The organism is Pseudoalteromonas sp. McH1-7, from assembly GCF_013366255.1.
GTDB classification, from domain to species: domain Bacteria; phylum Pseudomonadota; class Gammaproteobacteria; order Enterobacterales; family Alteromonadaceae; genus Pseudoalteromonas; species Pseudoalteromonas peptidolytica.
The window spans coordinates 220,050-244,283 of record NZ_JABWPQ010000004.1; the positions used below are offsets into that span (position 1 = coordinate 220,050).

34 protein-coding genes are annotated in these 24,234 nt (G+C 43.6%); 22 read left to right on the forward strand and 12 right to left on the reverse strand.

The features are described 5' to 3' along the window. Positions 1 to 81 precede the first annotated feature (81 nt). The 21 genes from HUZ36_RS04525 (at position 82) to HUZ36_RS04625 (ending at position 19,479) form a co-directional block, all read left to right on the forward strand. Positions 82 to 480 (forward strand): 3TM-type holin, encoded by a 399-nt coding sequence (locus tag HUZ36_RS04525; RefSeq protein ID WP_176032128.1) that lies wholly within the window; start codon positions 82 to 84, stop codon positions 478 to 480. After that, positions 477 to 722 carry a hypothetical protein gene (locus tag HUZ36_RS04530; protein ID WP_368659785.1) on the forward strand — a complete coding sequence of 82 codons (246 nt, stop codon included), beginning with the start codon at positions 477 to 479 and terminating at the stop codon, positions 720 to 722. The genes HUZ36_RS04525 and HUZ36_RS04530 overlap by 4 nt, the downstream gene beginning before the upstream one ends. A gap of 164 nt (positions 723 to 886) precedes the next feature. Further along, entirely contained in the window at positions 887 to 1,429 is a 543-nt protein-coding gene (locus tag HUZ36_RS04535; RefSeq protein ID WP_176032129.1) for a hypothetical protein, read from the forward strand. Further along, on the forward strand, positions 1,359 to 3,305 hold the full coding sequence (locus HUZ36_RS04540) for a terminase gpA endonuclease subunit (RefSeq protein ID WP_176032130.1): 1,947 nt from the start codon (positions 1,359 to 1,361) through the stop codon (positions 3,303 to 3,305). Before HUZ36_RS04535 ends, HUZ36_RS04540 begins: the two co-directional genes overlap by 71 nt. Then, complete coding sequence (gene gpW / locus HUZ36_RS04545) at positions 3,302 to 3,520, forward strand: gpW family head-tail joining protein (RefSeq protein ID WP_176032131.1); 219 nt, start codon at positions 3,302 to 3,304, stop codon at positions 3,518 to 3,520. Before HUZ36_RS04540 ends, gpW begins: the two co-directional genes overlap by 4 nt. Then, positions 3,517 to 5,097: a phage portal protein gene (locus HUZ36_RS04550; RefSeq protein ID WP_176032132.1), complete on the forward strand. Its 1,581-nt coding sequence runs from the start codon at positions 3,517 to 3,519 to the stop codon at positions 5,095 to 5,097. Before gpW ends, HUZ36_RS04550 begins: the two co-directional genes overlap by 4 nt. After that, positions 5,087 to 6,394: a S49 family peptidase gene (locus HUZ36_RS21665; protein ID WP_176032133.1), complete on the forward strand. Its 1,308-nt coding sequence runs from the start codon at positions 5,087 to 5,089 to the stop codon at positions 6,392 to 6,394. Before HUZ36_RS04550 ends, HUZ36_RS21665 begins: the two co-directional genes overlap by 11 nt. 13 nt (positions 6,395 to 6,407) lie before the next feature. Further along, the gene (locus HUZ36_RS04560) at positions 6,408 to 6,755 is read left to right on the forward strand and encodes a head decoration protein (protein WP_176032134.1); all 348 of its coding nucleotides are present in this window, start codon (positions 6,408 to 6,410) and stop codon (positions 6,753 to 6,755) included. A gap of 9 nt (positions 6,756 to 6,764) precedes the next feature. Further along, positions 6,765 to 7,802, forward strand: a complete 1,038-nt coding sequence (locus HUZ36_RS04565) for a major capsid protein (protein ID WP_176032135.1) — start codon at positions 6,765 to 6,767, stop codon at positions 7,800 to 7,802. Positions 7,803 to 7,842: 40 nt separating this feature from the next. Next, positions 7,843 to 8,181: a hypothetical protein gene (locus tag HUZ36_RS04570; protein WP_176032136.1), complete on the forward strand. Its 339-nt coding sequence runs from the start codon at positions 7,843 to 7,845 to the stop codon at positions 8,179 to 8,181. Beyond that, complete coding sequence (locus HUZ36_RS04575; RefSeq protein WP_176032137.1) at positions 8,168 to 8,476, forward strand: hypothetical protein; 309 nt, start codon at positions 8,168 to 8,170, stop codon at positions 8,474 to 8,476. Before HUZ36_RS04570 ends, HUZ36_RS04575 begins: the two co-directional genes overlap by 14 nt. Then, positions 8,467 to 8,997, forward strand: coding sequence for a hypothetical protein (locus tag HUZ36_RS04580; protein ID WP_176032138.1), 531 nt, complete (start codon positions 8,467 to 8,469; stop codon positions 8,995 to 8,997). The genes HUZ36_RS04575 and HUZ36_RS04580 overlap by 10 nt, the downstream gene beginning before the upstream one ends. Beyond that, the gene (locus HUZ36_RS04585; protein ID WP_217704585.1) at positions 8,975 to 9,397 is read left to right on the forward strand and encodes a hypothetical protein; all 423 of its coding nucleotides are present in this window, start codon (positions 8,975 to 8,977) and stop codon (positions 9,395 to 9,397) included. Before HUZ36_RS04580 ends, HUZ36_RS04585 begins: the two co-directional genes overlap by 23 nt. Before the next feature lie 10 nt (positions 9,398 to 9,407). Next, positions 9,408 to 10,160 carry a phage tail tube protein gene (locus HUZ36_RS04590; RefSeq protein ID WP_045988872.1) on the forward strand — a complete coding sequence of 251 codons (753 nt, stop codon included), beginning with the start codon at positions 9,408 to 9,410 and terminating at the stop codon, positions 10,158 to 10,160. A 56-nt stretch (positions 10,161 to 10,216) separates the two neighbouring features. Next, the gene (locus HUZ36_RS04595; RefSeq protein ID WP_176032140.1) at positions 10,217 to 13,894 is read left to right on the forward strand and encodes a tape measure protein; all 3,678 of its coding nucleotides are present in this window, start codon (positions 10,217 to 10,219) and stop codon (positions 13,892 to 13,894) included. Further along, positions 13,891 to 14,250, forward strand: coding sequence for a hypothetical protein (locus tag HUZ36_RS04600; RefSeq protein WP_176032141.1), 360 nt, complete (start codon positions 13,891 to 13,893; stop codon positions 14,248 to 14,250). The genes HUZ36_RS04595 and HUZ36_RS04600 overlap by 4 nt, the downstream gene beginning before the upstream one ends. 2 nt (positions 14,251 to 14,252) lie before the next feature. Beyond that, entirely contained in the window at positions 14,253 to 16,325 is a 2,073-nt protein-coding gene (locus tag HUZ36_RS04605; protein ID WP_176032142.1) for a hypothetical protein, read from the forward strand. Then, positions 16,325 to 17,320, forward strand: coding sequence for a hypothetical protein (locus HUZ36_RS04610; RefSeq protein ID WP_176032143.1), 996 nt, complete (start codon positions 16,325 to 16,327; stop codon positions 17,318 to 17,320). Before HUZ36_RS04605 ends, HUZ36_RS04610 begins: the two co-directional genes overlap by 1 nt. Continuing rightward, the gene (locus tag HUZ36_RS04615) at positions 17,320 to 17,616 is read left to right on the forward strand and encodes a hypothetical protein (RefSeq protein WP_176032144.1); all 297 of its coding nucleotides are present in this window, start codon (positions 17,320 to 17,322) and stop codon (positions 17,614 to 17,616) included. Before HUZ36_RS04610 ends, HUZ36_RS04615 begins: the two co-directional genes overlap by 1 nt. Then, on the forward strand, positions 17,613 to 19,259 hold the full coding sequence (locus HUZ36_RS04620) for a hypothetical protein (RefSeq protein ID WP_176032145.1): 1,647 nt from the start codon (positions 17,613 to 17,615) through the stop codon (positions 19,257 to 19,259). The genes HUZ36_RS04615 and HUZ36_RS04620 overlap by 4 nt, the downstream gene beginning before the upstream one ends. Continuing rightward, a complete protein-coding gene (locus HUZ36_RS04625; protein ID WP_176032146.1) occupies positions 19,252 to 19,479 on the forward strand; it encodes a hypothetical protein in 228 nt (75 codons plus the stop codon). The genes HUZ36_RS04620 and HUZ36_RS04625 overlap by 8 nt, the downstream gene beginning before the upstream one ends. A 101-nt stretch (positions 19,480 to 19,580) precedes the next feature. Here HUZ36_RS04625 and HUZ36_RS04630 read toward each other — a convergent pair whose 3' ends face one another. The 11 genes from HUZ36_RS04630 to HUZ36_RS04680 all read right to left on the reverse strand — a co-directional run bounded on the left by HUZ36_RS04630 (position 19,581) and on the right by HUZ36_RS04680 (position 23,141). Further along, complete coding sequence (locus tag HUZ36_RS04630) at positions 19,581 to 20,096, reverse strand: hypothetical protein (protein ID WP_176032147.1); 516 nt, start codon at positions 20,094 to 20,096, stop codon at positions 19,581 to 19,583. Between the two features lie 73 nt (positions 20,097 to 20,169). Continuing rightward, positions 20,170 to 20,685 (reverse strand): hypothetical protein, encoded by a 516-nt coding sequence (locus HUZ36_RS04635; RefSeq protein WP_176032148.1) that lies wholly within the window; start codon positions 20,683 to 20,685, stop codon positions 20,170 to 20,172. 23 nt (positions 20,686 to 20,708) lie between these two features. Further along, positions 20,709 to 20,933 (reverse strand): hypothetical protein, encoded by a 225-nt coding sequence (locus tag HUZ36_RS04640; RefSeq protein WP_176032149.1) that lies wholly within the window; start codon positions 20,931 to 20,933, stop codon positions 20,709 to 20,711. A 16-nt stretch (positions 20,934 to 20,949) separates the two neighbouring features. Then, a complete protein-coding gene (locus tag HUZ36_RS04645; RefSeq protein ID WP_176032150.1) occupies positions 20,950 to 21,132 on the reverse strand; it encodes a hypothetical protein in 183 nt (60 codons plus the stop codon). Between the two features lie 28 nt (positions 21,133 to 21,160). After that, complete coding sequence (locus HUZ36_RS04650; protein WP_176032151.1) at positions 21,161 to 21,370, reverse strand: hypothetical protein; 210 nt, start codon at positions 21,368 to 21,370, stop codon at positions 21,161 to 21,163. 20 nt (positions 21,371 to 21,390) lie between these two features. Continuing rightward, positions 21,391 to 21,588, reverse strand: a complete 198-nt coding sequence (locus HUZ36_RS04655) for a hypothetical protein (RefSeq protein WP_176032152.1) — start codon at positions 21,586 to 21,588, stop codon at positions 21,391 to 21,393. A 20-nt stretch (positions 21,589 to 21,608) separates the two neighbouring features. Beyond that, the gene (locus HUZ36_RS04660; protein ID WP_176032153.1) at positions 21,609 to 21,989 is read right to left on the reverse strand and encodes a YopX family protein; all 381 of its coding nucleotides are present in this window, start codon (positions 21,987 to 21,989) and stop codon (positions 21,609 to 21,611) included. 172 nt (positions 21,990 to 22,161) lie between these two features. Then, the gene (locus tag HUZ36_RS04665) at positions 22,162 to 22,485 is read right to left on the reverse strand and encodes a YddF family protein (protein ID WP_176032154.1); all 324 of its coding nucleotides are present in this window, start codon (positions 22,483 to 22,485) and stop codon (positions 22,162 to 22,164) included. Next, positions 22,485 to 22,679 (reverse strand): hypothetical protein, encoded by a 195-nt coding sequence (locus tag HUZ36_RS04670; protein WP_176032155.1) that lies wholly within the window; start codon positions 22,677 to 22,679, stop codon positions 22,485 to 22,487. The genes HUZ36_RS04665 and HUZ36_RS04670 overlap by 1 nt, the downstream gene beginning before the upstream one ends. 2 nt (positions 22,680 to 22,681) lie before the next feature. Continuing rightward, positions 22,682 to 23,002: a hypothetical protein gene (locus tag HUZ36_RS04675; RefSeq protein WP_176032156.1), complete on the reverse strand. Its 321-nt coding sequence runs from the start codon at positions 23,000 to 23,002 to the stop codon at positions 22,682 to 22,684. A gap of 1 nt (position 23,003) precedes the next feature. Beyond that, a complete protein-coding gene (locus HUZ36_RS04680) occupies positions 23,004 to 23,141 on the reverse strand; it encodes a hypothetical protein (protein WP_176032157.1) in 138 nt (45 codons plus the stop codon). 124 nt (positions 23,142 to 23,265) lie between these two features. On the opposite strand from HUZ36_RS04680, the gene HUZ36_RS04685 reads away from it, so the two are divergent. Beyond that, complete coding sequence (locus tag HUZ36_RS04685) at positions 23,266 to 23,448, forward strand: hypothetical protein (RefSeq protein WP_211866387.1); 183 nt, start codon at positions 23,266 to 23,268, stop codon at positions 23,446 to 23,448. 5 nt (positions 23,449 to 23,453) lie between these two features. Here HUZ36_RS04685 and HUZ36_RS21670 read toward each other — a convergent pair whose 3' ends face one another. Then, the gene (locus HUZ36_RS21670) at positions 23,454 to 24,128 is read right to left on the reverse strand and encodes a hypothetical protein (RefSeq protein ID WP_254879469.1); all 675 of its coding nucleotides are present in this window, start codon (positions 24,126 to 24,128) and stop codon (positions 23,454 to 23,456) included. Between the last annotated feature and the right edge of the window lie 106 nt (positions 24,129 to 24,234).

Genomic DNA, 24,234 nt, shown 5'->3' on the forward strand with positions numbered 1-24,234 from the left:
GAATAAAAGCATACGCACAAATAATCACGCAGATAGTTAAAACGATAGGTTTAATTCTATTCATTTAGTCGGAGGTATTACATGGGCTGGTTGAGCAATCTACTGTCACCTCAAGCTGTTGGTCCCATTGATGCAATGGGAAGTATTCTTGATGAACTTTTTACGAGTAAAGAAGAAGAGCTAAACCATGAATTATTAAAAGCACGGTTAGTTGCAAAGCATTCATTCATTCAAGCGCAGATTAATCAAGTGCAAGCATCGCACCGTAGTATTTTTGTAGCAGGCGCTAGGCCATTTCTAATGTGGGTATGTGGCTTAGGCTTTCTATTCTCATTTGTCATCAATCCTATATTGCAATGGCTATGGCCAGAAATAGGCGCACCTGAGTTGCCACTTGATGTAATGATGGAACTTACGCTTGGCATGTTAGGACTAGCCAGCTTACGCACAGTAGAAAAGATTAAAGGAGTTACCAAGTGACGCAACCGACAATCAACAATAGCTGGCACATGAAAAAAGAAATCAATGTGGCTCATATCATTACAACAGTGGCTCTTGTTGTATCAGGCCTATGGGTATTATCTGATATGGATAAGCGTATAGCTGTTAATGCTCAATCAATATCACATGTTCAAGCTCAACGTGTTGAAGATCAAAAGCGGATTGAAAAGAGATTGGATTCAATTGACAAAAAACTAGACGAACTCTTAAAGTCTAAGTGACTGAAAATAAAAGGGTCCTTTCTGGGTGTACCCCTAAGTAATGCGGGTAGAAAACACACGGGCTGTCTCGCGTTTTTAAAAAATGCCGTTTTTGGGCTTTTCCGTTTCCGCTTTATCAAGCCTGCTTTTTAACCTATTTCACACCTAAAAAAGGTTGTTTTTCTATGGCAACACAGCGTGAAGTTGCAGCCTATTTTAATGTAAATGAGCGCACTATTAGAAATTGGCAAAAAATCCCCGGATTCCCCGCCAGCAAAGGGCGAAGTGGTTATTGCTATCAATCAATATCTAGGTGGTTGGTAGCCTGTTCGTCATTAAACCGAGATGGGGCAATTACTTCTACGACGTCAGATCTTGGAAGTGATGAAAAGGCGTTAGAAATAGCGGAAAAGAAGATCAAGATCCGTAAAGGTGAAATGGACATAGCGCACAAGGAATTTGACCTTGAAGTTAAAGAAAAACGTTTTGCGCCAATAGAGCTGATCACAAGAACGCTTGAGCTGGTCAGTGTAGCGATGGCGTCAAATCTTGAGGCGCTTTTACCAAGGCTAAAAATGGCATGGCCCGACATGCCCCCTGATGCCATTGAAGTCATTCAAAAGATTATTGCTGTTAGCAAAAATGAGGTAGCACACATTGAACCAGATCTCTCTAGCTACGAAGCAAGCGATCTGGTTAGCAGTGAGGAGGGGGCTGAGTCCGCTTAAAACTCAGATACCACAAACGGCGGTTGAGTGGTGTGATGAACACTTTTTCTTACCAGAGGGATCAAGCCAAATACCCGGACGCTGGACAACGCAACCAGTACAAAAAGCCATTTTAAACATGATGGGTAATGATGCGATAAACATTATTACTGTTCAAAAACCAACTCGATTTGGTTACACAAAAATGTTGTGTGGCGCTTTATGGTATCTAGGTGTTCATAAAAAACGAAGTTCGGTGGTTTACCAACCAAACGATCAGCTAGCAAAAGATTTTGTACTCAATGAAATGGACCCACTATTGCCAGTGGTTCCAGCCATACAGAGCGCCTTTCCTGATTGGTCACTAAACAACGAAAACAACACTAAAAAGAAAAAAATCTGCACAGGTTTCTCAATCGATGTAAGAGGCGCTGAAAGTCCGAACAACTTTAGAGCCATGACAAAGCAGGTTGTGGTCGGTGATGAAATCGGTGCATTTTCGATTAATGGCGGTGAAGGTGACAACCTCAAAGTCCTGCTAAAACGGATACAGGGCGCGGCCTTTGGTAAGGCAATTTTTGGCTCTACCGTTGTTTTCTCTGGTGATGTTATCGAGCGCCTAATGCTCGAAGCTGACGCCGTATTTAAATTTCATGTTCCATGCCCACATTGCGGCACGCTTCAATCACTTGAGTGGGGTGACAAAGACTCTCCGTTTGGTATGAAGTGGGAGCAAGGTTTAATAGGTGGCGAAGCAAAAGCCGCTAGTGCTTATTACCTATGCAAAAATGGAAAGTGCCAAGAGTCAGAAAAGCGAGGCAAAATTGAGTATCGCCACTTGCCACGCATGGAAGGGGCGGGGCGGTGGATCTGTGAAAAAACCTCAATATGGACCGAGGATGGGTTAGCGTTCTTCAATGAAGCTGGCGCCAAAGTTAAAGCCCCTCGGCGTGTGGGTATCAAATGTTCCGCGCTTTATTCACTCAACCTAACGGAAGGCTGGGCGGAAATAGTACGCGAATGGTTAGACATAAAAGGTGATCCAGACAAACTACAGGCGTTTATTAACTTAACACTAGGTCTTCATTTTGATCCAGTAAACACCAAGCGCCTTGATCATGAGGTATTGCTACAGCGCCGCGAAAAATACAAGGCTCAAGTCCCTAATGATGTGGTTTACCTTACCTGCGGCGGCGATACACAAGACAATCGAATGGAGGGATACGTTTGGGGATTCACTGCTGATAATCGAAAGTATCTGATTGACCGATTTATCTGCATGGGTGATCCGCGAGATCAAGAAGTTGAGGATGCGGTGGTTGAGTTTTGCGACAAAAGCTATCAGCGTGAAGATGGTGAAATGTTGAAAATCTCTCGTATTTGCTGGGATTTGGCAGGTCACAGGACGGAGACCGTTTACAAACTCTCAAAACGAATAGGCTTACTTCGCTTTATACCGTGTCGTGGTGCGAGCAGTTACGGACAACCAGTGCAGACTATGCCAATGCAGGTTAACAAAAAAACAGGAACCTACATTGTTCAGGTCGGTACTGATACAGCAAAAGACATTTTTTACGCTGATATTGAAGTGCCACTCTATGAACAGCGAGCAATCCATCTGCCAGAAGATGACCGGATTTGCAATGAAGATGTCTGCAAGCAGCTCGTTTCTGAAATCCGAAAGCCAAAAAAAACCAAGCAGGGTGTGATCTTCGTTTATGACAACGAAGGACGTCGGAACGAAGCGCTAGACTGTTTCAACTATGCACTGGCAGCACTGCAAGTCTCAATAGAAAAATTTTCACTCGATCTTTCCATTTTTAAAACCGAAAAAAGTGTCCAGCAAGCGGCGTCAGCCTCTTTTGCTGAGCTGGGGAAAAAGTTAGGTGCGCAATGATTACAGACGAACTAAAACAACAGCTTTCAGAAGCAAAGCAGGCTTATCACGATTTAATGACGGGACAGGCTGTTGTGTCGTTTTCAAGAAATGGGCGTGTTACACAGTTTTCACAAGCTAATAAATCTGACTTAAAAGCCTATATCGAAGAGTTAGAAATGTTAATTAACGGCGCCTCAATTAGACGCCGCGGTACAATGGGTTTTTGTTTATGAGTGATTTACTAGCGCCTGATGGAATGACGCCTTTATCTGAATACTGTGCAAGTTACACTGGTGGTGGGGCTGGGTTTGGTGGGCAAATGAAGCACTGGACCCCACCAAGTCGCACCGCTGACGCCGCGCTTTTACCTTCTCTTGAGATGGGTAATGCTAGAGCTGATGATTTGGTCAGAAATAATGCCATTGCACACGGTGGCGTTCAAATGCACATTGATAATGTGGTGGGAAGTCTTTTCCGTCCTAGTTACCGTTTAAATTATAAATTACTGGGGATGGAAGAAAGTGGTGCTCGGGCCTTTATGAAAGAGGCAGAGCAAGCATTCATTGAGTATGCCGAATCGCCTTATTGCTATATTGACGCTGAGCGTAAACGAACATTCACCATGTTAGTTCGAGCAGTAGCAGCCGCACATTGCCATCATGGGGAAGGGATGGCTGTCAGTGAATGGGTAACACGCCCCGCCGCTATGTTTAAAACCGCAATTAAGTTGGTTTCACCTAAACGCATATCAAATCCAAATGGAAAACTGAACACCAATCGGTTGCGTGGTGGGGTTATGGTTGATCGTCACAACGCCGCGCTAGGGTATTGGGTGAAACAAGATGCCTTTAATGAATACGGGGAGCTGGATAGATACAGTGGGCGTTGGAAATTTGTAGCGCGGGAAAATCGATGGGGAAGAGCTCAATTTATCCATGTATTTGAGCCTCTAGAAGCGGGACAGTCTAGAGGGGCTAATCTCTTGCTTTCAATGATGGAGCAAATGCAGAGTTTGAGCCACCTGCAAAACACGACGTTGCAAAATGCCATTATCAACGCAATGTACGCAGCAGTGATTGAGTCAGAATTGGACTCTGAGCAAGCGTTCCAGCTTATTAGCGGCGGCAATGGTGCTGAGCAAATGCAAAAGTGGATGGCGTACATGGGCGATTACCATGCAGCCGCCAATATTCGCATGAATGGGGCAAAAATCCCCCATCTAGTCCCCGGTGAAAAACTCAAATTCACGCAAAGCCAGAATGCAAACAATGGGTTTACAGAATTAGAGTCATCAATGTTGCGGTTTATTGCCTCTGGTTTTGGGATGAGTTACGAACAAATCGCGAGAGACTATTCAAAAGTAAATTATTCAAGTGCGCGAGCCAGCTTTAACGAGTCATTCCGCTACACAATGGGTAAACGAAAAACCATAGCCGCTCGATTTGCTTCTTTAGTCTTTGCTAATTGGCTCGAAGAAGCCCTACACCGAAAAATTTTGAACCCTCCAAAATCTCGCTTTAACTTCTACGAACGAAAAGAAGCGTGGACGCGGTGTGAGTGGATTGGCGCCGGAAGGCTATCTATTGATGGTCTGAAAGAAGTGAAAGAAGCGATCTTACGAATTGAATCAGGGTTGTCCACTTATGAGAAAGAGCTTGCACTGATGGGTGAAGACTATCAAGAAATCTTCGAGCAGCAGGCCAGAGAAATCCAAGAACGAAAAGCAAAAGGGTTGCCGCCTCCAAGCTGGATGCAGGCAGTGGCTTTTGATCCATCTAATGATAGTGGAGAACAACAGAGTGCAGCATGACAATTCCTATTTACATATTCTTAGTCGGGCATGTAACCAACCTCAATTATTAGAGCCTAACTATGCTGCTACATTTTTTGGCTCACTCTCATTGCGTGCAGGAGTCAATCAGCTAATCGATGTAAACGGCAACGAGCTAAAAGAGCAGCAGTTGATTGAGCTGTCATCTTCTTTCAGCTCGCCGAGAGAGCGTGACCGTCCCTATCAGGTCGTCAATGGTTTAGCCATACTTCCTGTGTCAGGCACGTTGTTGCACAAATATGGTTACATCAAACCAGTGTCAGGCGCGACGGGTTACGATGGCATATCTGCCCGACTGAACGACGCAATTGCTGATCCGAATATCAAAGCCATCATGTTAGATATTGATTCTCCGGGCGGGGAAGGCGCAGGCTGTTTTGACTGTGCAAACCAGATTAAAAAACTGCGTGAAGTGAAGCCCATTTATGCACTGTGCTATGACACCATGTGCAGCGCAGCAATGGCACTTGCTTCGGCTTGTACTGAACGATGGATAACACAATCAGGTCGTGCGGGTTCCGTTGGTGTGGTAGTGGCTCATAGCTCAATTGAAAACAAACTCAAAGAGGAAGGGGTGGAAATTACGCTTATTCACTCCGGCGATCACAAAATTGATGGTAACCCCTACAGTAAATTACCCCCTGAAATCAGAGAAAGTATTCAATCTCGCCTAGACAAAACCCGCGATGAGTTTGCTGAGCTAGTTGCTAGCGGAATTGGCATGAGTAAATCAGCGGTTTTAGATACGCAGGCACAGGTTTACACAGGTCAGGCCGCTATTGATGTCGGCTTTGCAAATAAACTCGTTAATGGACATGAAGCTGTTCCTATATTGCTTGATGTCATTAAATCAAACAACTCAATTGGAGTAAGCATGTCAGAAAAGCAAGAAAATCCAACACCTTCAGAAAAGCCAAACAAGGCGCAGTTAACGCAGGCTGATATTGATGCTGCAAAACTTGAAGGAGCCACGCTAGAGCGCCAACGGATAGGTGAAATTCTCAATAGTGAACACGCTGAAGGTCGGCAAAAGTTAGCAATGCACTTGGCATTATCCAGCGCCATGAGTCCCACTGAGTCTGTTGCAATGTTGCAGGTATCTCCCAAAGCTGAGTCAGAATCGAAAAGTGATAATTTATCCACTGCACTTGATGCGGCAATGGAAAACGAGCCTCAGCCAGATTTAGAGACTTCGGGAGATGTAGAAGAGCTCTCAGACTACGAGAAAGAAGCGCAAGCACTGCTAAGCGCCCACGATCAAGTATTTGGCAACTAAGCAAGGTAAAACGATGGAAACTTTAGAGTTTGAACAACTAACCGCTGGTGATAGACCACTGACACAAAACACTGGGGCGTTTGCAGCCAGTCAAACATTGACTGCGCGATCTCCTGTTGGTCGGATCAAAGCAACGGGAGAGCTTAAAAAATGGGACCCCGCTGCTAATGACGGCTCAGAACGGGCATTGTTTCTCACGGTTGGGGTGGTAGATACCGCGACGGGAGCTAAAAGCGCCCCTTATTATGACGGCGGTCATTTTAACGAAGCAGTCATCTCTTGGCCTGAAGGGATAACAGCCGCGCAAAAGCTCGCGGCTTTTGATGGCACACCTATCGCAATCGGTAACGTATTAAGTTAAGGAACATAAATGGCAGATCAAACTTACACACCACGAGCGCTCTATGGCGTAGTACAGAAAAAGAAAGCGAAGGTATCTTCGCTTTTTTTATCCCTGTTCTTTCCTCACATGTACACCTTCGAAACTGAAGAAGTGGACATGGACAAGGTAGATGAGGCCGTTAACTCAGCGGTTTTTGTGGCTCCTGAAGTTAATGGGAAAGTGATTAAAACCCGTGGACACACTACAACTAAGATCACCCCCGCATCACTCAAACCTAAGCACGATGTTGACGTAAAGAAAACCTTAAAACGACGTCCTGGTGAGTCATTCACTGGGGATTTAAGCTTAACTCAGCGCCGAAGTGCCATTATCACTCAAAACCTGATTGATGAAGAAAAAGCCATTGAACAAACCGAGGAGTGGATGGCCGTTCGCGCTGTCGTTGATGGAAATTATACCTGTGAAGGCGAGGGGCTACCGGAGCCAATTAACGTCAATTTTAACCGCAGTGTTGATAACCAAATTTCTCTATCCGGTGCAGCCTCTTGGGTAAACAAAGACCGGGCAACTTATGACCCTCAACGAGATATTGAGCAGTATGCCACCGCTTCAGAGCATGGAGTAAACATCCTAATTACAGACCAAAAAGGCTGGGCGTTATTACTTGAGTTCGACAAGGTTAGAGAAAAGCTGGAAACCCGTCGCGGCTCAAACTCACAGCTGGAAACTGCGCTGAAAGATTTAGGTAAAGATGTCTCATATAAAGGTTATTTGGGCGATGTTTTGGTGGTGGTATATACCGGGTATCGGTTGGTTAATGGAGTAAAAGAGAACTACCTAGACGATCACACATACATTCTCGGCCACACTGCAATTGAACTGGCTCGAATGTATGGTGCAATTTTGGATGACGATGCAATTGAAGCTGGGATGTATGAAACGGATCGATTCCAGAAGGTTTACAAGGAAACTGGGGACGTTGCAAAAACATATACTGTGACTAAATCAGCACCTCTTATGGCAAACACAGACCCAGATGGGTTTGTAGTTATCAAATTAATCTAACCAATGGCCGCGAAATGCGGCCATATTTTTGAGAGGGTTTATGAGCGCTAATATAGAAAATCTAACACAAGAAATAACTGAGCTTTCATTAAAGCTAGGTGCAGAAATCACTCCTGAGAAAACAGAAGCAAAGCTAAGAAAGCAGATCGAAGAACTCAAAGGTAAATTAGCCGTTGCTGATGGCATACAGCAAACTGAAAAGCTAGCTAAACCGACGTTAGTAACAGTCATTAGTGATTTTCACGGAAAAGTGATAGCACAGATAACTGAAGATGAGAGTACAAAGTTCGTTATTTTGCCAGGCATAAACAAATTGACTGAGGTACAGGCTGAAGAGGCGCTGAAAATCAAAGGAGTCAATCGAGGTGAGACTACTTAAATCCTCTTTGAACAAAAGCCTAGAAAAAGAGGAGAAGCTGGCAATGTGTTCGGGTGAGCAGGCTGAGTACGACGGCGCACCGATAGTGGTCGAACTAGATCAGCGATATCGAGATAAACCCGATCCATATAGTGGAGAAATACGGGAACACATAACCGTGATTCGCTTTTTTCGTTCACAGTGTCGCCCTCAGCTACAAGAGCGATGCCTCGTTAATGACGTTGAGTTTTTGCTGACAGAGCTGTACTCACAAGACGAAATATCGACAACATTTGTAGTCAATCAATGCGATTAAGCAGCGAATTAGCGGAGCTACGTTACTCGAGCACCCGATCACTATCTAGCGCAATGTCGCAAAGTGGGCAGTTCGCTAAAAACGTACTGGTTGGCGCAATATACGAGCGGTATTCATTTAAACACCGTGAATATATTGATCAGCGTCTAGCGGTTACAACCGATATCCAAATTCCTGAGTTAAGAGTGTCTGCTCGGCATCGATTGAGCAGTGCATTGAACTTTGTTCAACAGCCAGTATACCGACAAAGTAAAACTATCTCAGGGAAACAAGTCTTGGCAGGCTACATGGGCGCATTCCTCAGAGGTAAAACGAGTCACTGGGGCGGTGCTTTTACCTTTGTGGGCAAAAATAACAATCTGCTATTGGGGTATCGAGACAAGGGGGATAAGGATAGGGGAATACCATCCGTTCCGTATGGCCCGAGCATCGCTGGTGCTATGGCAAATGTTCGTGACGGCAGTTACTCGAAGGTGATCGAACACATCAACAAGAGGTATGAAAAATTATATGGAGGCTAACGAACTTTTAGACAAAGTTAAAACCTTTTTTAGTCAGTATGCACCCACTGAAAGAGGGTTCTATGTTCCGCACAAGCTGAAACATGGACAAGCAAAAAAAATCGTGGTTCAGCCTGTGGAACTACTTCCAACCAAAAAGCTGAAGCATTTAGATTTTATCGCGGTTTTGATTGTTAATAGCACCAGAGATTCAGTGCCGGAAATTACGCCCGATGAAGAATTAATCCAGCTGTCTGAAAGTATTTCTCAAGGGGTGTTGAATAGCAAAACCACAGTTAACAGCGCGGTGTCAGGCGCAGCTATTAACTTTGAAATGACAGAGAGTGTCAAGTTTGTCCCGCCAGAATCACACGATAGGTGTGCAAAAGCCATTTTTACATTGAAATTAACTTATAGCTAAGGAGTAACTCATGGCAGGTTTTTTACTGCGTGGTGAAGTATTTTTACAGCGAACAAACAACAAAGGCGTAGCTAAAGGTGGGTTATTTGGCCCAATTAACGCCGAGCAATTGACCATTGAACCAGATATGGAAGAGATTATTCGGCCATCAAAAAACAAAGCTACTTATGGAAAATCGCTCGGTAAAGTGCAAAGTGCTAATCCAACCAAAATATCAATGAAGTTTGACGAAGTAGATGCAGCGTTACTAGCGGATTCACTAGGTGCTGAAATTGGAGTGTTGAATCAGCAAGCTGCGAGTGTTTCGGGTGAACCGTACGACTTAAGAGCTGATGGAACTTGGACTTCACTTGGTGCAAAGCACATTACTTCCACAAATTGGAAAGTAATGAAAGCGACCACTGAACTTGTTGATGGGGTTGACTATGAAGTCAATTGGTCTGCCGGCCTAATTCGTCCTGTCAAAGGTGGAGCCATTGAATCAGGTGGAGTTGTAAATATTGACTTCCAAGCACTTGCACTTGCAGGCAATCGGTTAAAGGGTGGTCAAGTTCAAGAAGTAAATTGGGCCATAACCATGACAGGTGAAAATGTTGATACTGGGGAGCCAATTCACTTGGAGATCCCGCTAGCTCAACTTTCTTCGAGCGGTGCATTAAACCTGGTGCAAAATGAATATTTATCACCTGAGTTTGAGGGCGTAGCGTCAATTGCAGCCGGTAAAGATTATGACTATCTACTAGATGTCATCACACCAGAATAAAAAACTACTAACTATGTAAAGCCCCAATATTGGGGCTTTTTTTATGGGTATTCCAAATGTCTTTTAAAAACAAAGTTGTTGAATTTATTATTAAAGGGCGAGATCTCTTATCTGCGCCAACCAAAACGGCGGAGAAGGAAGCATCAAAACTTGAAAAGACAATTGAAATCCTCAATGCAGAATTAGCACGCGACGAAGCTCAGAAACAATCAATACTACGTTATCAAGCGCTATCTAAATCCCTAGTTGAAAATCAAAAATCATATCAAGCAGCATCTATAAAGGCTGCGGAACTCAGCCGAGCCAAAAAAGATGCCTCTCAGTCTTCAAAACGATTAGAAAAGTCACTATCAGACGCGGAACTAGCGTTAAGAAAACTAGAAGATGAGTTTGATAGTACTGGGAGAACGAGTTCTACGCTAAATCAATCAATACAGGAGCAGCGTACAGAAGTTGAGCGCGTTAGTAATGAATATAAAGACTCTATCCGAGTGCTTTCTGAGCACGATTTAGCCCTTAAAAATAGCCGTTCAGGGGTTAATAAGTTGGCGTCCTCATTAAATAAAGGACGTTCAGAGTTTGCTAAGTTAGAAAAGAAGCTAGCTAAGCAAAATGTAGATCTAACCAATTTGGGTGACGCTTATAAAAAGCTAGAAACAAAACAACTTGGAGCGACAAAGGCTCTTGACTCAGTTAGCCAAAAGTTAAGTAAACAAAAAAGAACACTAGATAGCGCCAGCCGCAGTGCTAAGGATTATAGCGGGAACATCTCACTGGCTACCAGTGATCTTATCTCAATGGCCGCTGCTTATATTGGACTTGATAAGCTGACAGAAAGCCTAAGCAATGTATTCAGTGTTGGAAGTAAGTTTGAGCTGTTAGCTGTTCAAATGAATGGACTAATGGGCAGTATCGCTGGCGGAAGACAGGCAAGTCAGTGGATTAAAGAATTTACAAAAAGCACACCACTCCAACTTTCTGAAGTAAGCCAGGCGTTTGTCAAATTAAAAGCGTTCGGTCTTGATCCAATGGATGGGACGTTACAGTCGATAACGGATAGCGCACTAAAGTTGGGCGGTGGATTTCAAGAAGTTGAAGGGATTTCTCTAGCTTTAGGCCAAGCTTGGGCTAAGCAAAAATTACAAGGGGAAGAGATCTTACAGCTCGTTGAACGTGGTGTGCCAGTGTGGGATATGCTGCAAAATGTGACTGGGAAAAATGTTCAGGAACTGCAAAAGTTATCGAGTGCAGGGCAGTTGGGTCGCGATGTTATTAAGCAGCTTATTGATGAGATGGGGCGAACTAGTGCGGGTGCTGCAGCCGATCAAATGGCACTATTTAGCGGCCAGGTCTCTAATGCCAAAGACAATCTAGATCAATTTTACAATTTAATTGCGCAATCTGGTGCAATGGATTGGTTAAAGTCTCAAATTAATGATTTGAATAAATCATTTGCCCAAATGGCTTCTGATGGCAGCCTAAAACGATGGGCCAAATCGATTAGTGACACGATCGTTGCCACTGGTGAGTCAATAAAATCAGCAATATCCACTATCGTTGATTACAAAGAAGAAATTACATCGTTAATCAAAGTATGGTTGGCATTAAAGGTAGGCACATATTTTAGTAATGTTGTTTCTGGTGCGCGGGCTGCTATGACTTCGCTGGCAAGCTACGTCATATCTCTAAAAACCGTTAACCAGCAGACTGAAGCAACATCAAAATCGAGCATCCGGTTAGGAAATATTCTTAAGTCAGTTGGTGCAATAAGCGCATATACAATTCTTATTGATCAACTAGCGAATTTATATTTTGAATACAAGAAGCTCATTCTTATCCAAAATGAAGTAAATAAAAGCAGAAGAGAAGCGGAGCTTTCTGCAGCTAAGTTGGCAGCAGAGTTTAAAAATATAAGCGAAAGCACCGGCATAGCTATTACCAATATGCAGACGTTTGACAAAGCGCTTGCTGACGGCCTCATTGTGCTTAATGAGACAACCGGTTTGTATGAAGGTGTTGCAAAAAAGCAAGAAAGACTTGCTGAAACTACACGCATTGCCGCTGAAGAAGAGCGCAAGCGCCAAGAGTTTCTCAGGCTCACCATACCTGAGGCACTGCGTGTGATCGAAACATTAGAGCACCAGGCGCAAAGCCTAAATGGTGTGCGTGCTGGTGTTGATGGTTTTATCCAATCTATTGAGTCTGCACGTACTGCATTGGCTGGCGCAGGCGCTGAGTATAGCCAGCAGTTAGTATTACTGGACTCATTAAAAGCCAAGTTCGAAAGCCACAACGAATCATTAGCACGCCAAGCATATCTGACCAACGATGTAAGTAAAGCCTATAAAGAGCTGGGCATAACCAGCGCCGATGCGCTGACTCAAATGGCGACTAAATTACAAGGAGCGTTTGAGCTAATACAACAAAGCAACGAACCAGTTGCGATGCAGCAAGCCGCCTTTTTGAAATGGGCGCAGGCTGCAATTGAAGCTGCTAGCGCCACAGACCAAACTGTGCCAGCATCGGTTCAGGCAGCTGCGGCCGCACTGGGGTTAACTGCTGAATTGGATAAACTGGTTAACGCTGCTAACAAGCTCAAACCTGCTACAGACATTAATAGCGAGGCAGTCAACCGGTTTGCTACGGCTTTGGATAAAACCAAAGCTGCAATGGAAAATCACAAGAGGATACTTGATAGCTCCACTGCAAGCGCTGAGCAAAAGCGAAAGGCGCAAGCTGCCCTTAATCATCAAACAGGTTTGGTTATAGAGCAAGAATCCGACTTAGCTCGCGTACGAGAGCTAGAAACCAAAAGCTTGCAGCAGCTAAGTCTTGAACAGCGCAAACTTGAGCAAGAACTTGCCCAAGTTAATCAACAGTACCAAGTGGGTGCGTTGTCAGCTGAAGACTACCAGCACAAAAAAGACCGAGTTAGCCAAATCTTATCTGTGGTAAACAACTTGCTCGGTGATTTTAAGAGTGCTCAGGATGCAGCAACGGATGCAACTAAGCGAGGAACCCGCGCAACTGAAGATGCAACAAAGGCCAATGAGCGCTCCTTAAAAAGCCTGCGCGAGCAAAAAGAAGAGTTAGAGCGTGTAAGCCAAAGCGCCAACCGTGCTGCAACGAGCATGAGTAACTACCAAAACCGCAATCGCCCAACGGTTGAACAGATAGTAGACTATCAGGAAAAGTACGAAACAGGGAGGGGGGCGGCATATCGATTTGAAAGTGCAGAAGTCATTGCCGAACGCGCCCGTCGCGAGCGTGAGAAAATGCAACAGCAACAATATGCGCAGTTCGAGCGTGCAATTAACGCATCCACATCAACGTCAGAGTTATCTAAAATTTATGACCGGATATTTAAACAGCTCGTTTATATCGATGGCGAACAAAAGCGCGCATTGCGAGATTTAATTGACCGCCAGCGTGAATCACTCAAGCAAGTTGCCAGTGCCAAACGCAATCCCACACGCTCAAACACAATCACACCGCGTGAAAACACTGAGTATTACAGTCCAAGCCCTGTGCCGACTAGGTCAAGCAATAGCTCACCATTGAGTGATGCGGTCAATGGCAAACTCGATAAATTGCTAACCCTACTGACAGGCCAGCAATCTGGCAAACGCATTGTGCTGGAACTCAAATTGCCCAGTGGCAACACCGCTGAGCTGTACACCACCATTCGAGACCAACTATTAGATGAGCTCGAACAATTGAGTAACGCCCAATGATAGTAATAAGCGCGATAGAACTACCACACGCCGTGTGGACAGATGAGCACGACTACCAAGCCGTTGCTGAGCAAACAGAGCTTGCATTAAACGGTGCCTCACATATTGAAAAAACACAGTTATCTGGTCGGCCCATAACAATTGAGAGTGTGTTGGAGACAGCGAGTAGTTATATCGCACTATTTGACCATAGCCGAACCACGCTAACCGCGTTTGAGATATCGATAAGAGGCACGGTTTATAACGTGGTTTGGGACCACAGCCAAAAGCCTGTCACAGGTAGTGCCGTTAGTTATTACTCAGATGCTCAGCCTGATTATTTTGAAAACATAACGCTTAGATTAAAAGTGGTATAAAGATGCTAAGAAGTCACCTTAAAATATTTAAGCCCCAGCGGCTCGGCAGTGCCCCCAATGCAGGCGGCCACCGCACCAACAACGCGGTGATAAGCGGAAAGCTAAACGATGTATTTAGCTCAATCAGCGACGTCGATCATGCACGCAGCGCGTTCGATTTGGTGAAGTTGTACCCCGCTGTTGCAACGGATGACGCAACTAAGCTTTCAGATGCTCATGTGTTTATTGCTGACCAACCAGAGGACCCGCTGGTCAGCACGCTACTGGTTGAATCTCCAGATTTACGCGACGACTCGCTGCTCGACGATATGTTGGCGTTAATGACTGCCAGCACGACGAAATATCACGGATTGAGTCATTTAACATCACCATACCAAAGCGGTGAGCTACACCTAAAAGTGCGGGACTTGCAGCGCTCCTTAGCGCCAAGTGTTACCCGCACTCAGTCTAAACAAGGACTGAGACCACAGATGGACAGCGATAGTGATGTAACAGGCTATCGATACAAAAAGATTGAGTCATTTGGTAATTTAAGTGAGTTTAGTATCGATATCCCAGACTTATTGCTTGATTACACGAGAGTTGTAGTTCGCGATCATTCATGGTTTTCACTTTGGAAGCCGCATACCATTAACGGTACTGTAGTGTCTGGTCAAGCCTACGATGGTCGCTATTTACCTAGCGGTTACTTTCTTTGGATTTACTATCTATCAAATCGCGATTTTAGGTTTCACTCATTTGTCTCAAGTCAGAGCATAACGTTAGGTGCGACAGAAACCATTGTTAAAGGGACGGTTAAGCTAAAAAAATCCGGCTCTAGCCAAATAATCACGGATGATGGTAGTGGTCGATTTATTCATTCTGGCTATATTATCGCGACGATTGATTATGATACAGGTGTAATTACTGAGTTAGAGCCAATCGATTATAGCGGCACCGTAGAGGAGGAGCTGGGCGCGCTAATTCAATTAAAGCCACTATCACTGCGAGAAATCGAATTTGCGTTACCGTCTCAATCATTTGCTCGCAATAGTATTTATATTCGCGCAACGTCTGAGGCTGGCACTGAATATAGTGCATCTAGCGATGACAATGGCAACATCACAGGTACTAATATATCTGGCTCAGTAAGTAGTAATGGCACGGTTTCACTGGTGTTTGCAGTAGATATGGTGCAGGAATCTATCACTTATGATTACGACGCCCTCACCATTATTAATGTACCTAGTCCACCTGGTGGCATTGACCGCAGCAAACTACCTGAAGGCGGCTATGTGCCAATATTCCATGAGTTCAACCTTGTGTGCGTGCAAGACCGTAACCGGACTCAACACGCAACACTCAGCAATGGCCAAGAGCTAACCGTTACAGCTAATGCTAACTGGGTAGATATTGTTGATAATGAGGGGCTATCGCTCTACAGCGCCAATGATGACAATTACAGCTATGACAAAACCTCTGGCAAAGTCACAATCAAGGCAGGTATTAGCAACTTTTCCGGCCCGTTCATCATAACTGTAGTGCTTAGTGAGCTGGTTTTGGTGGATGCAATAGAGAGCGACACACTAAAGATACTCTCGCCACTCAAGCGAACATATGACGTTGGCGCAACCGTTTCTAGCGCCTATGTGCTCGGCGACTTACAAGCGCTGACCAAAGACGAGCGGACACTCTCAGCTTGGCAAAATAACTTTGGTGATTTTGGCTCTCCGGCATCAAGCGCAATCAACACCACGCAATACCCAGTCGAACTGAGCAACCTCGGCACCATTGCCCAGCGCTGGGCGATTGTATTTACCAGCACCACTGCGTTTTATGTGGTGGGCGAGCATGTAGGCACCATTTATAACGGCGACATTACCAGCGACTGCACGCCCATTAATGCTAATGCGGGGTCTCCGTTTTTTGTTTTACGCAAAGAGGCATTTGGCGCTGGATTGAATCCGGGCGAAGCATTTTTGTTTGAAACTACCACAGCAAGTAAGCCAGTTATGCTGACACGTTCGGTCAGCCCAGGCCACACCGAAATTAAATACGACAAATCCACCCTTGGATTTAGAGGGAGTAAAGACTAATGCCAACACCAGTAGCTGTATATAGATGGGATGACGAAGGTGCACCACAAATCACAGAGCGGTATGGTACAGCTAATGAGATTAAAGCGGTGCTAGATGCGTGCTTAATATCTGGCTATGGCACTAAACAGCCGTTGGGTTGGTCAAAAGTATTCGATGATTCCAATAGTGTGGTTTATCAAAACGATACGGCGAAAGACGGTAGCGGCGGCATGGTACGGTTTTGGCCACATGCTGGTGATTGGAGTGCTCGGTTGAGCCCTTCAAGTGGGATGCTATTCCAGGCAGCAAAGTCATTTATAAACTCTGAGGTCTCACATCATTCGGGTTTTACACAATCGTTTTGCCACCCTGTTTCTTCTACAACTCAAACTAAAGCCTGGGTTATCATAGGTACAGCGCGTGCATTTTATCTGATATTGGCTTGGGTAGACGAAACTGGGAGTAATCACAACCCTCGTTATAAAGTGTCAGCCTCAAACTACTATCAGTGTGAGTTATTTGTCGGTGACTATATAAAAGAACTTACAGCAGATGCAGGGCAATTTATCGCTTTTCATAGTCCAGTGAATAGTGACGAAACATCAAGTAATTGGGTAAGCTCTTTGGGTTCTATGGTTAGAGATATTGGTAGTACATCATCAACCACTGGAGTAAAAATTTATGCCGCTGATAATTCAGCTAACTTCGAGCTATATTCTCCCAGAATTACATTTGAGCGAAGCAGTATACACATTGCAGATGATGGCGCCGAGATCCTAGGATTAGCACCTGTTCCTTTGATGAATGATGCTTCTAAGAATATTCCGGCATTGATTGACCTAACTAAGCCTACGTTGAGAGGCTATATGCCCGGTTTAATTAACACTATGCGTGGACTAAACAAAGATTCATATTGGCCTCAGGAATTAACCATCGATGGACAAAGGTACTTTCAATTGCATTCAGCAGATGCAAATTGTAGCCATATTTGGATCAACATGGAGCAATGGTGATGTTCCGATATAAACAAATACAGCCTCACTATGTTCAAAATATCGGATTGCTAGAACTTGATTTGGATCCTAATGCGACCCGAGTTTTAGTTCAAAACAGAAATACTCAAGAGGTCATATGGCACGGTCGAGTGACTAGCATTACGGTTGTAACTATCACAACACCGCTTGATTACACAGTAGATGCAAATCTCACAGTAACTCTTTTTGATGATGGGAAGTTGGATTTACCTCCTCAGTACAACGCAGAAATTATCGATAGGGTGCAAGCTGCGTTGCTAGGAGCTACTCAATGATAACAGTCAGGTTTACGACACCTGCAAATAACTGTAAAAGTCCGCTGGTTGTCCGGTTTGGCGGCGGCTCGACTCAACCGATTGAAGACAAGGAGGTAGTGGCCTATTTTGATGTTGCTTACTCAAATAACGACAATTATGCAGTGCTGGTTGCATTGCAATACAACAACGCAACCTCATTAGATGCTATTTATCAAATGAGCTGGGCAAATGCGATTGCACTGCATAATGAGGCTTCTCAGCTTTGGCAAGTTAGTCAAATTGCTCTTGAGCAGCAAATAAATACCCGCTGGGAAAACAGTATACCAGTCACCACGATGGAAAGTGAATTTAGCTGGAGTAAGGGACAGGCAAAGTACGTTGAGACAACCCAAGTCTGGAGAGAGGCTTCGCAACATGAAACCGCGCTTTGTATCTATTACGGGCCGAGTGAACGCGCATATATTTGCTACAGAGTAAACCATCCTCGCAAAGGCAAGGTCATCGTGCGATTTGATAACGCGCTGAATGCCACCCCGCAGATAGGCAGAGTTAAGCTCAGAATGTCTCCCTATGAGAAAGTCTGCTATTGGGGATTACCCGGTGGGCCAGTTCGCTCAGATGATGACATTCCCCCCATCGATACCAAAACCCCCATAGAGCCACAGATACAGAGATATTACATCATGCAACCATCAATCAGCTGTAATCGACTAAGTGATGATTTAAAAATTCTAATTAACAGTATTAGCTGCACGTGGCAACGCGGCCAATTTGCTGCAACGGGAAATATCAAGTTTTGCAGCAGAATAGATATGGAGCGTGCGATTGGCCAACAGTTAAGGCTGGTCATTAACGGCTATGAGTTCATCGTGATTTGTGAGCAACCCAGTACAAGCAATCGATTTGCGAACAATAGTTACAGCGCATCAATACGCTCAAGGTTTGCAGAGCTTGCAGCACCGTATCAGCGGGAGCGCAATTACGTAAACACCGTAGATAAGACGCTTTCAGGTATCTTGACAGATATTTTAGGAAATACAGGTTGGACGTTAGACAACCAAATGATTGATTACCCAATCCCTGAGGGGGCGTTTTCGTATCGAGGACTGACACCAGCTGCCGCACTGCTAAAAGTGGCCAGCAGTATTGGCGCGATATTGGACATTAACGATATAACCAAAACCGTCTCAGTTGTGCCTGAGTGGCCAGTTAACCCTTGGAGCACAGAGCAAGCAACGCCAGATGTCATCCTCAATGATGCTCTAATATTAGAGCACAATACACGAGACACCATCCAGCCTGAGCACAACGTTATTTTTGTGAGAGGCGAGCAGCAAGGTGTAGCTTGTAAAATCAAGCGCCAAGGCACTCCAGCAACTGATTACGCCCGCGACATCGTGGACAATCTAATTACCGATGTGCAGGCAGCACGCCAACGTGGTACATGTGAACTAGCAAGAAGTGGCAATAAACGAACCGCAACCATTCGCACCAAGCTGAAGCAAGACCTGCCACCAATCAGACCAGGCATGTTATTAGGTGTAAGGTTCGAAGGTGAGCTATACAAGGCAACGGTGGACTCACTGGCCATCTCCGCCAGTATCAGTAACCAAGGCGCGATTATGGTAAATCAAACAATTCAGGTGGTACGCAATGTCTAACAACACACTAAACAGGCTCGGTTCAGTACTCAATGGCACACAGCGCAGTATAGTACTGGTGCTAACAGTTAATAATGATGGTACGACTACCGTAGAGCACAGCGACGGCACAACCAGCCGCGTACTGGGTGATAATTTTGAAACTGGTTCGGTTTACATTGAAAATGACCGTATCACAGGGCAAGCTCCGGACTTGCCGTATAGTGAGGTAGAGGTTTAGAAGTACATATATTAAGCTAAATTAGTAGTTTGTGATCCAACTTTTTTATGTATGGAAATACCTTTATTAACGATTTCGCACGTTAAAAAGTCAAAGTAAAATCAATCATCCGAGCTGTCTAAGCAAATTGTCCAGCCCTTCCAAGCTTTAGATTTTCCGCCTTTGACGTTTTGCAATCCCGCAGTCGCATTGCAATACTCACCACCTGTTCCGCGTACACCGCCCTTACGCTTCCAGATTACATCGACTGCGTTAAACAATGAGGTATTGTCTCGTACAAAATGATGTAAGTTTGAAAAATTATAATGCTCGCCCTTGGGCGATATTATGTGCCATTTTTTTGCGTGAACGTTCGTCTCTGTTTTACCCGCAAATAGACTCTTTTTAGCTGCTTCAGTTGCAAGCGGTTGGTTTTTTGCACCTTGCTTGCAACTCTTTCTATGTCTTTTTTTCGAATCTTCGGTAAAGACCTGTTTTGAACGATATTTCCCAATCGTTTCTGGGCTGTATTTTTTTCGAGCGTGATGAACCGTATTAACATGATACCTATATTCAGCAGCAATCTCTTTAGCGCCTCGTTGCCAATTAATTTGAGACCATTCAACCCGTGATTTCATTGTTTTATCTTATTCCAATGGTTAATTTATAGAGAGTGTCCACCAGTGGACACCATGCTTTTTCCATCTCAATCTACTTTTTTTGCCCCTGAATAGAGCGTTTGAAATTGTTAATAGTTCTCTGGGATATCCCATATCGCTTTTTCACCTCATCATCCGGTACATTAGCTCTTATATCATTTTCGTATGCAATTGCTCTTAGCGAAGATAAAACTTTCATAGCACTTGGGATTTCAAGAAATCCGTCTGGACCCAACTTCGAGGAAACGTTGTAAAATTCTCTATCAGTAAGCTCTATATTGAGCTTTTTTTCTATTTTCGATTTGTTTCTCCCCCAATAAATTCTTGTTCCACCATGCGTGCATATAAATTCAAAAAACTCATCTGCCGTCAAATCAGAAACAATTTCAAAAGGAAAACTAAGTAACCTTCCCATTAATTCCATCTTATTATCGGTATAAAAACCGGTCAGGGCGGAATCGTATTTAGCACTTTCTGCATGACAAATGTGATTAAAATGTTCACTAGTCAGCATTTCTTTGGCTGTTAATGGGCATACTACCAAAAGGGAGAGAAGTAAAAGCCTCATATCAAAAAACTCCTTTATTCCAATTATTCAGGCTCATTCAAATCTGGTCGATGCTTTCTAAACACTTCTATTGCATCACTTGCTTCTTCAGCTGAATCAAAAAATGCCAGCGGAACATATTGATTAGCTTTTTGCCTCTTGAAGGAGTTGATGTTTGAGTTAAGCATTCTTTCAACAGTTTCGTAATTAAAGCATTGCTGTTGCTCACTCCAAACTACCACCCATTTATTTAATAAACTATTCATCATTTTTATATTCCAATGGTTAGCTACTGATAACAACGCGGTGCATCGGTTTACCCGATTCAACATCGCTGTCACTGATAAAATTAACTGAGAATGCCCCGTCAGAAACACCGTCTTCGTAATCATGCAAAGCAATACCAACCTGTTCATTTTGAGGCATTTCTTTAAGCTGTTTAATTAGCTCTTTAACCGTTAGTGTCATTTCAGAATTTCCAATTTAAAAAGCTGAGTTAACAGCCATAACCAATTTCAAAAACTTCATAGCCAAAGTTCTCACCAAGCACCGAGCTTTCAGCAGCGCTTTTTGCCGCTTCTTTGGTCTTAAACTTTGCTAACTCTTCGCGGTTATATTCAATATCGGTGCACAGCATCAAGGGTGTATATCCGCCAGTTTGAGTCGTTAGCATTACGAAAAAATCGCCTGTGTTTTTAGTAGACATAAAAGAGCCTCTTATTCCAACTAAACTTTATTGAGCTTGTTAAGCTCGTTACCAATTGCGATGTAGTGATCACCAGTCAACTTATCGTGTGAACATTTAGCCATGAATGACCACGTATCATCAAAGGGTGTCATCTGCTCAAAATAGCCAATTAACTTACCATCAATATAGGCTTCTTTAGCTTCTGTATTTTGGTTTACTTTGACTTCTATCTGCATGGCCTGTATTCCAACCTTACTTATTGGCTGATTAAATCTTGGTTTTCGTAAATATTACCCACGATCACAAGCTCATTTTCTCGGATATATTTTTCTGACAGCGGAACACGAACGCGCTTTGTTATATTGATTTCAAACGCACCATCAGAAAAACTAACTAGAGCTGGCTGCCATTGGCAAGGATCTAAGTCATGCAATAAGTCACCCTCGTAAATTTCCGCGCCGTTAAAGTCATGCAAACCTATAAACTGTCGCTTTGCTATAACTTCGCTATTCGCATAATCGAAAACGTCTTGACCATTTACAAGCCTGTCAATGTTCGTGTAATGCTTACCGAAAGAGCAAGCAAAATCAGCGTCGTGAAGCTTAAAGATAACCTCAAGCTTAATTTCTCTATCCATACAAACTACTCTGTTTTTCCAATTTAATAAGTTTTGATGCTTTAGGTTGATTTTTGCGCCTGAAAGCATTATTTTAACTTTGCTCTATTTAATAGAGTATTTAGTTTGGAGCCCGCTCAAACTATCTAAACCCCGAGGCGTTTGTCAGACAGGGGGAGGCGGGCACAACACCCTACAGCTTGGTTAGTAATTTAAACTCATAACCAATCTCATCTATTTGGGATTTTGATAATACAGCTCCCTCTGGCGGCCTACCCTTTAGCTTAAATACTATTGCGGATTGCCCACACTGTTGCTTAAACTCCTGTCTGCACATGTCTATGCGTACCCCTAAAAGCTCTGTCATTGCTTCAGAGGTAGATTTGTGTCCTATAGCTGAGTCTAGATTATCCTTGTTTTCAGCAACCAACAATCTCGCCTCTTCGAGCGATATGGTTTTTAGCTCATAAGAGCCGTCTGCCGTTGCTATTGATGTGTTTAATAGTGCTAATTTCATTATAGCTCTCCTTCTAAAATCCTGATTTTTCTCAAGTTTAACAGTTCTTTGTATAAGGATTCTGGTATTTCCTCGTAACTGTTAACCTCTAGGCTGGAGAACAGCCAGTAGTATTTTTTATCATCATGCCCTACATAGATACCGTTTCGACGGTAGCCCATATGGCTAACTTTTAGCCATTTGCCTTTATACATTTTTATGCTCCCATGCGGCTAAGTGCCGTTGAGAAAATCGCATACAGCATGAGCGAAAGGACAACCAAAGCAAAAACTAAAAGGCCAATTGTTATTTGGTGGTCTTCGATTATGTCTTGATACTTTTGGGTTTTATGTTTTATAAAGTCGTGCTTTGCCATTTTTAAAGCTTGCAGCTTTGCTCTTATAATACCAACCGCGCACATAAAGGCCGCAAGAGGAATAACTGACATGAGCAGTGCGGCAGCTACATGCTCGCTCTCAACGACCGCTGCAACTGCAATTGTCGCGAAAGCGGTTGAAATTACGTGTAAAATATTCATTTCAAACACCCTCTATACAAACGATTCCAGCCATTGTTAACTCGCCTTTTTTATAGCTATCGTCTCGCTCGCTTGAGTAGCCTTCATTTTCAACTTGTCGTTCTCTTTCGTCCGCAATGAGTTGTGCGCCTGTCTTCATAGTTAATTCACTCCGTCATTTTTTGTACGTACAATAATTAATTAAAAACAATGTAAAGTCAATATTTGTACGTACAAAAAATAGAGATTGCTTTAAATTTTTGTACGGACTAAAATTCGCGGTGATGAATGATAAGAAAATGCCGGTTGGCAGACCCAGAAAAAACGTAACGGCCAGCGCTCGATGTGAGTTTAGAGTAGAGCCCGAACGAAAATTGATTTATGAAGCCCAAGCAAAAGCGCAGGGGCTGAAATTGAGTGCGTGGCTGAAAGCCTTGGCTGACAAAGACTGTGGGCTAGAAGATTAGGCCCGTTAGTGCCCCGTCACTTTAATTCTTGAGTACACGTTGTTTATAGCGTCTGATAGCTGCAATAAATTACCGTTGTACTTGTCGGCTACCACCTGCCGCGAACTAAAACCAAACAAATCAGCAACTACACCATGGTCAACATTTTTTGCTAAGTGGATAATTAGCGAATCTTCAAAGGTTTTAGCTGTAGCCCAATCTAAACCAGCCTTTTTAAGCAGCGTATTAACTTTGGTTCGCAAGTTTGTCGGCTGTTTATTTATGCCGCTTTTAACAGTTCGTTCGCTCATTGCAAACTCATTAAGTCGATCATTTAACAAGGCTGGGGCGTATTCACTAAACCCTCTATAAGTATTTAAACTATGCCTGTACTTTGCTGGTAACTCTTGCTTTTCGTACCAATTAAGGTACTTTTCAAATGCTTTACAAAACACTTCTGGCACTTCAATGATCCTGTCTTTTTTATTTCTGCTATAAGCTGCGGGTAGAACCCATTTCCGATAAACCTCACCTTTGTCATTCATTAACTGGTGCAAGCGCAGTAAATTGTGCTCAGTGAGCGACAAGGGAACGTAAGCGAGCTGGCTTATTAAATACCTGTCTTTAGTAGCGTACTTGCCAGTACAAGCTGAATTTAAAAGCGAATCGATGTCGCTATCAACAAATATCTGTCTCAACATTTTGTAATTGCATAACCAAATATTTAATATATGCAATATAGATTACACTATCGAAGTGCAATAACAAGGCAATTAAGAAAAGAAGCTAGAGGAGATATTGGAAATG

Bases quoted from the DNA above. Each gene is read 5' to 3' on its own strand.
- HUZ36_RS04525 (WP_176032128.1), top strand. From the start codon at position 82: ATGGGCTGGTTGAGCAATCTACTGTCACCTCAAGCTGTTGGTCCCATT.
- HUZ36_RS04535 (WP_176032129.1), top strand. From the start codon at position 887: ATGGCAACACAGCGTGAAGTTGCAGCCTATTTTAATGTAAATGAGCGC.
- gpW (WP_176032131.1), top strand. From the start codon at position 3,302: ATGATTACAGACGAACTAAAACAACAGCTTTCAGAAGCAAAGCAGGCT.
- HUZ36_RS04550 (WP_176032132.1), top strand. From the start codon at position 3,517: ATGAGTGATTTACTAGCGCCTGATGGAATGACGCCTTTATCTGAATAC.
- HUZ36_RS04560 (WP_176032134.1), top strand. From the start codon at position 6,408: ATGGAAACTTTAGAGTTTGAACAACTAACCGCTGGTGATAGACCACTG.
- HUZ36_RS04565 (WP_176032135.1), top strand. From the start codon at position 6,765: ATGGCAGATCAAACTTACACACCACGAGCGCTCTATGGCGTAGTACAG.
- HUZ36_RS04570 (WP_176032136.1), top strand. From the start codon at position 7,843: ATGAGCGCTAATATAGAAAATCTAACACAAGAAATAACTGAGCTTTCA.
- HUZ36_RS04580 (WP_176032138.1), top strand. From the start codon at position 8,467: ATGCGATTAAGCAGCGAATTAGCGGAGCTACGTTACTCGAGCACCCGA.
- HUZ36_RS04585 (WP_217704585.1), top strand. From the start codon at position 8,975: ATGAAAAATTATATGGAGGCTAACGAACTTTTAGACAAAGTTAAAACC.
- HUZ36_RS04590 (WP_045988872.1), top strand. From the start codon at position 9,408: ATGGCAGGTTTTTTACTGCGTGGTGAAGTATTTTTACAGCGAACAAAC.
- HUZ36_RS04595 (WP_176032140.1), top strand. From the start codon at position 10,217: ATGTCTTTTAAAAACAAAGTTGTTGAATTTATTATTAAAGGGCGAGAT.
- HUZ36_RS04600 (WP_176032141.1), top strand. From the start codon at position 13,891: ATGATAGTAATAAGCGCGATAGAACTACCACACGCCGTGTGGACAGAT.
- HUZ36_RS04605 (WP_176032142.1), top strand. From the start codon at position 14,253: ATGCTAAGAAGTCACCTTAAAATATTTAAGCCCCAGCGGCTCGGCAGT.
- HUZ36_RS04610 (WP_176032143.1), top strand. From the start codon at position 16,325: ATGCCAACACCAGTAGCTGTATATAGATGGGATGACGAAGGTGCACCA.
- HUZ36_RS04615 (WP_176032144.1), top strand. From the start codon at position 17,320: ATGTTCCGATATAAACAAATACAGCCTCACTATGTTCAAAATATCGGA.
- HUZ36_RS04620 (WP_176032145.1), top strand. From the start codon at position 17,613: ATGATAACAGTCAGGTTTACGACACCTGCAAATAACTGTAAAAGTCCG.
- HUZ36_RS04625 (WP_176032146.1), top strand. From the start codon at position 19,252: ATGTCTAACAACACACTAAACAGGCTCGGTTCAGTACTCAATGGCACA.
- HUZ36_RS04630 (WP_176032147.1), bottom strand. From the start codon at position 20,096: ATGAAATCACGGGTTGAATGGTCTCAAATTAATTGGCAACGAGGCGCT.
- HUZ36_RS04635 (WP_176032148.1), bottom strand. From the start codon at position 20,685: ATGAGGCTTTTACTTCTCTCCCTTTTGGTAGTATGCCCATTAACAGCC.
- HUZ36_RS04640 (WP_176032149.1), bottom strand. From the start codon at position 20,933: ATGATGAATAGTTTATTAAATAAATGGGTGGTAGTTTGGAGTGAGCAA.
- HUZ36_RS04645 (WP_176032150.1), bottom strand. From the start codon at position 21,132: ATGACACTAACGGTTAAAGAGCTAATTAAACAGCTTAAAGAAATGCCT.
- HUZ36_RS04650 (WP_176032151.1), bottom strand. From the start codon at position 21,370: ATGTCTACTAAAAACACAGGCGATTTTTTCGTAATGCTAACGACTCAA.
- HUZ36_RS04655 (WP_176032152.1), bottom strand. From the start codon at position 21,588: ATGCAGATAGAAGTCAAAGTAAACCAAAATACAGAAGCTAAAGAAGCC.
- HUZ36_RS04660 (WP_176032153.1), bottom strand. From the start codon at position 21,989: ATGGATAGAGAAATTAAGCTTGAGGTTATCTTTAAGCTTCACGACGCT.
- HUZ36_RS04665 (WP_176032154.1), bottom strand. From the start codon at position 22,485: ATGAAATTAGCACTATTAAACACATCAATAGCAACGGCAGACGGCTCT.
- HUZ36_RS04670 (WP_176032155.1), bottom strand. From the start codon at position 22,679: ATGTATAAAGGCAAATGGCTAAAAGTTAGCCATATGGGCTACCGTCGA.
- HUZ36_RS04675 (WP_176032156.1), bottom strand. From the start codon at position 23,002: ATGAATATTTTACACGTAATTTCAACCGCTTTCGCGACAATTGCAGTT.
- HUZ36_RS04680 (WP_176032157.1), bottom strand. From the start codon at position 23,141: ATGAAGACAGGCGCACAACTCATTGCGGACGAAAGAGAACGACAAGTT.
- HUZ36_RS04685 (WP_211866387.1), top strand. From the start codon at position 23,266: ATGAATGATAAGAAAATGCCGGTTGGCAGACCCAGAAAAAACGTAACG.
- HUZ36_RS21670 (WP_254879469.1), bottom strand. From the start codon at position 24,128: ATGTTGAGACAGATATTTGTTGATAGCGACATCGATTCGCTTTTAAAT.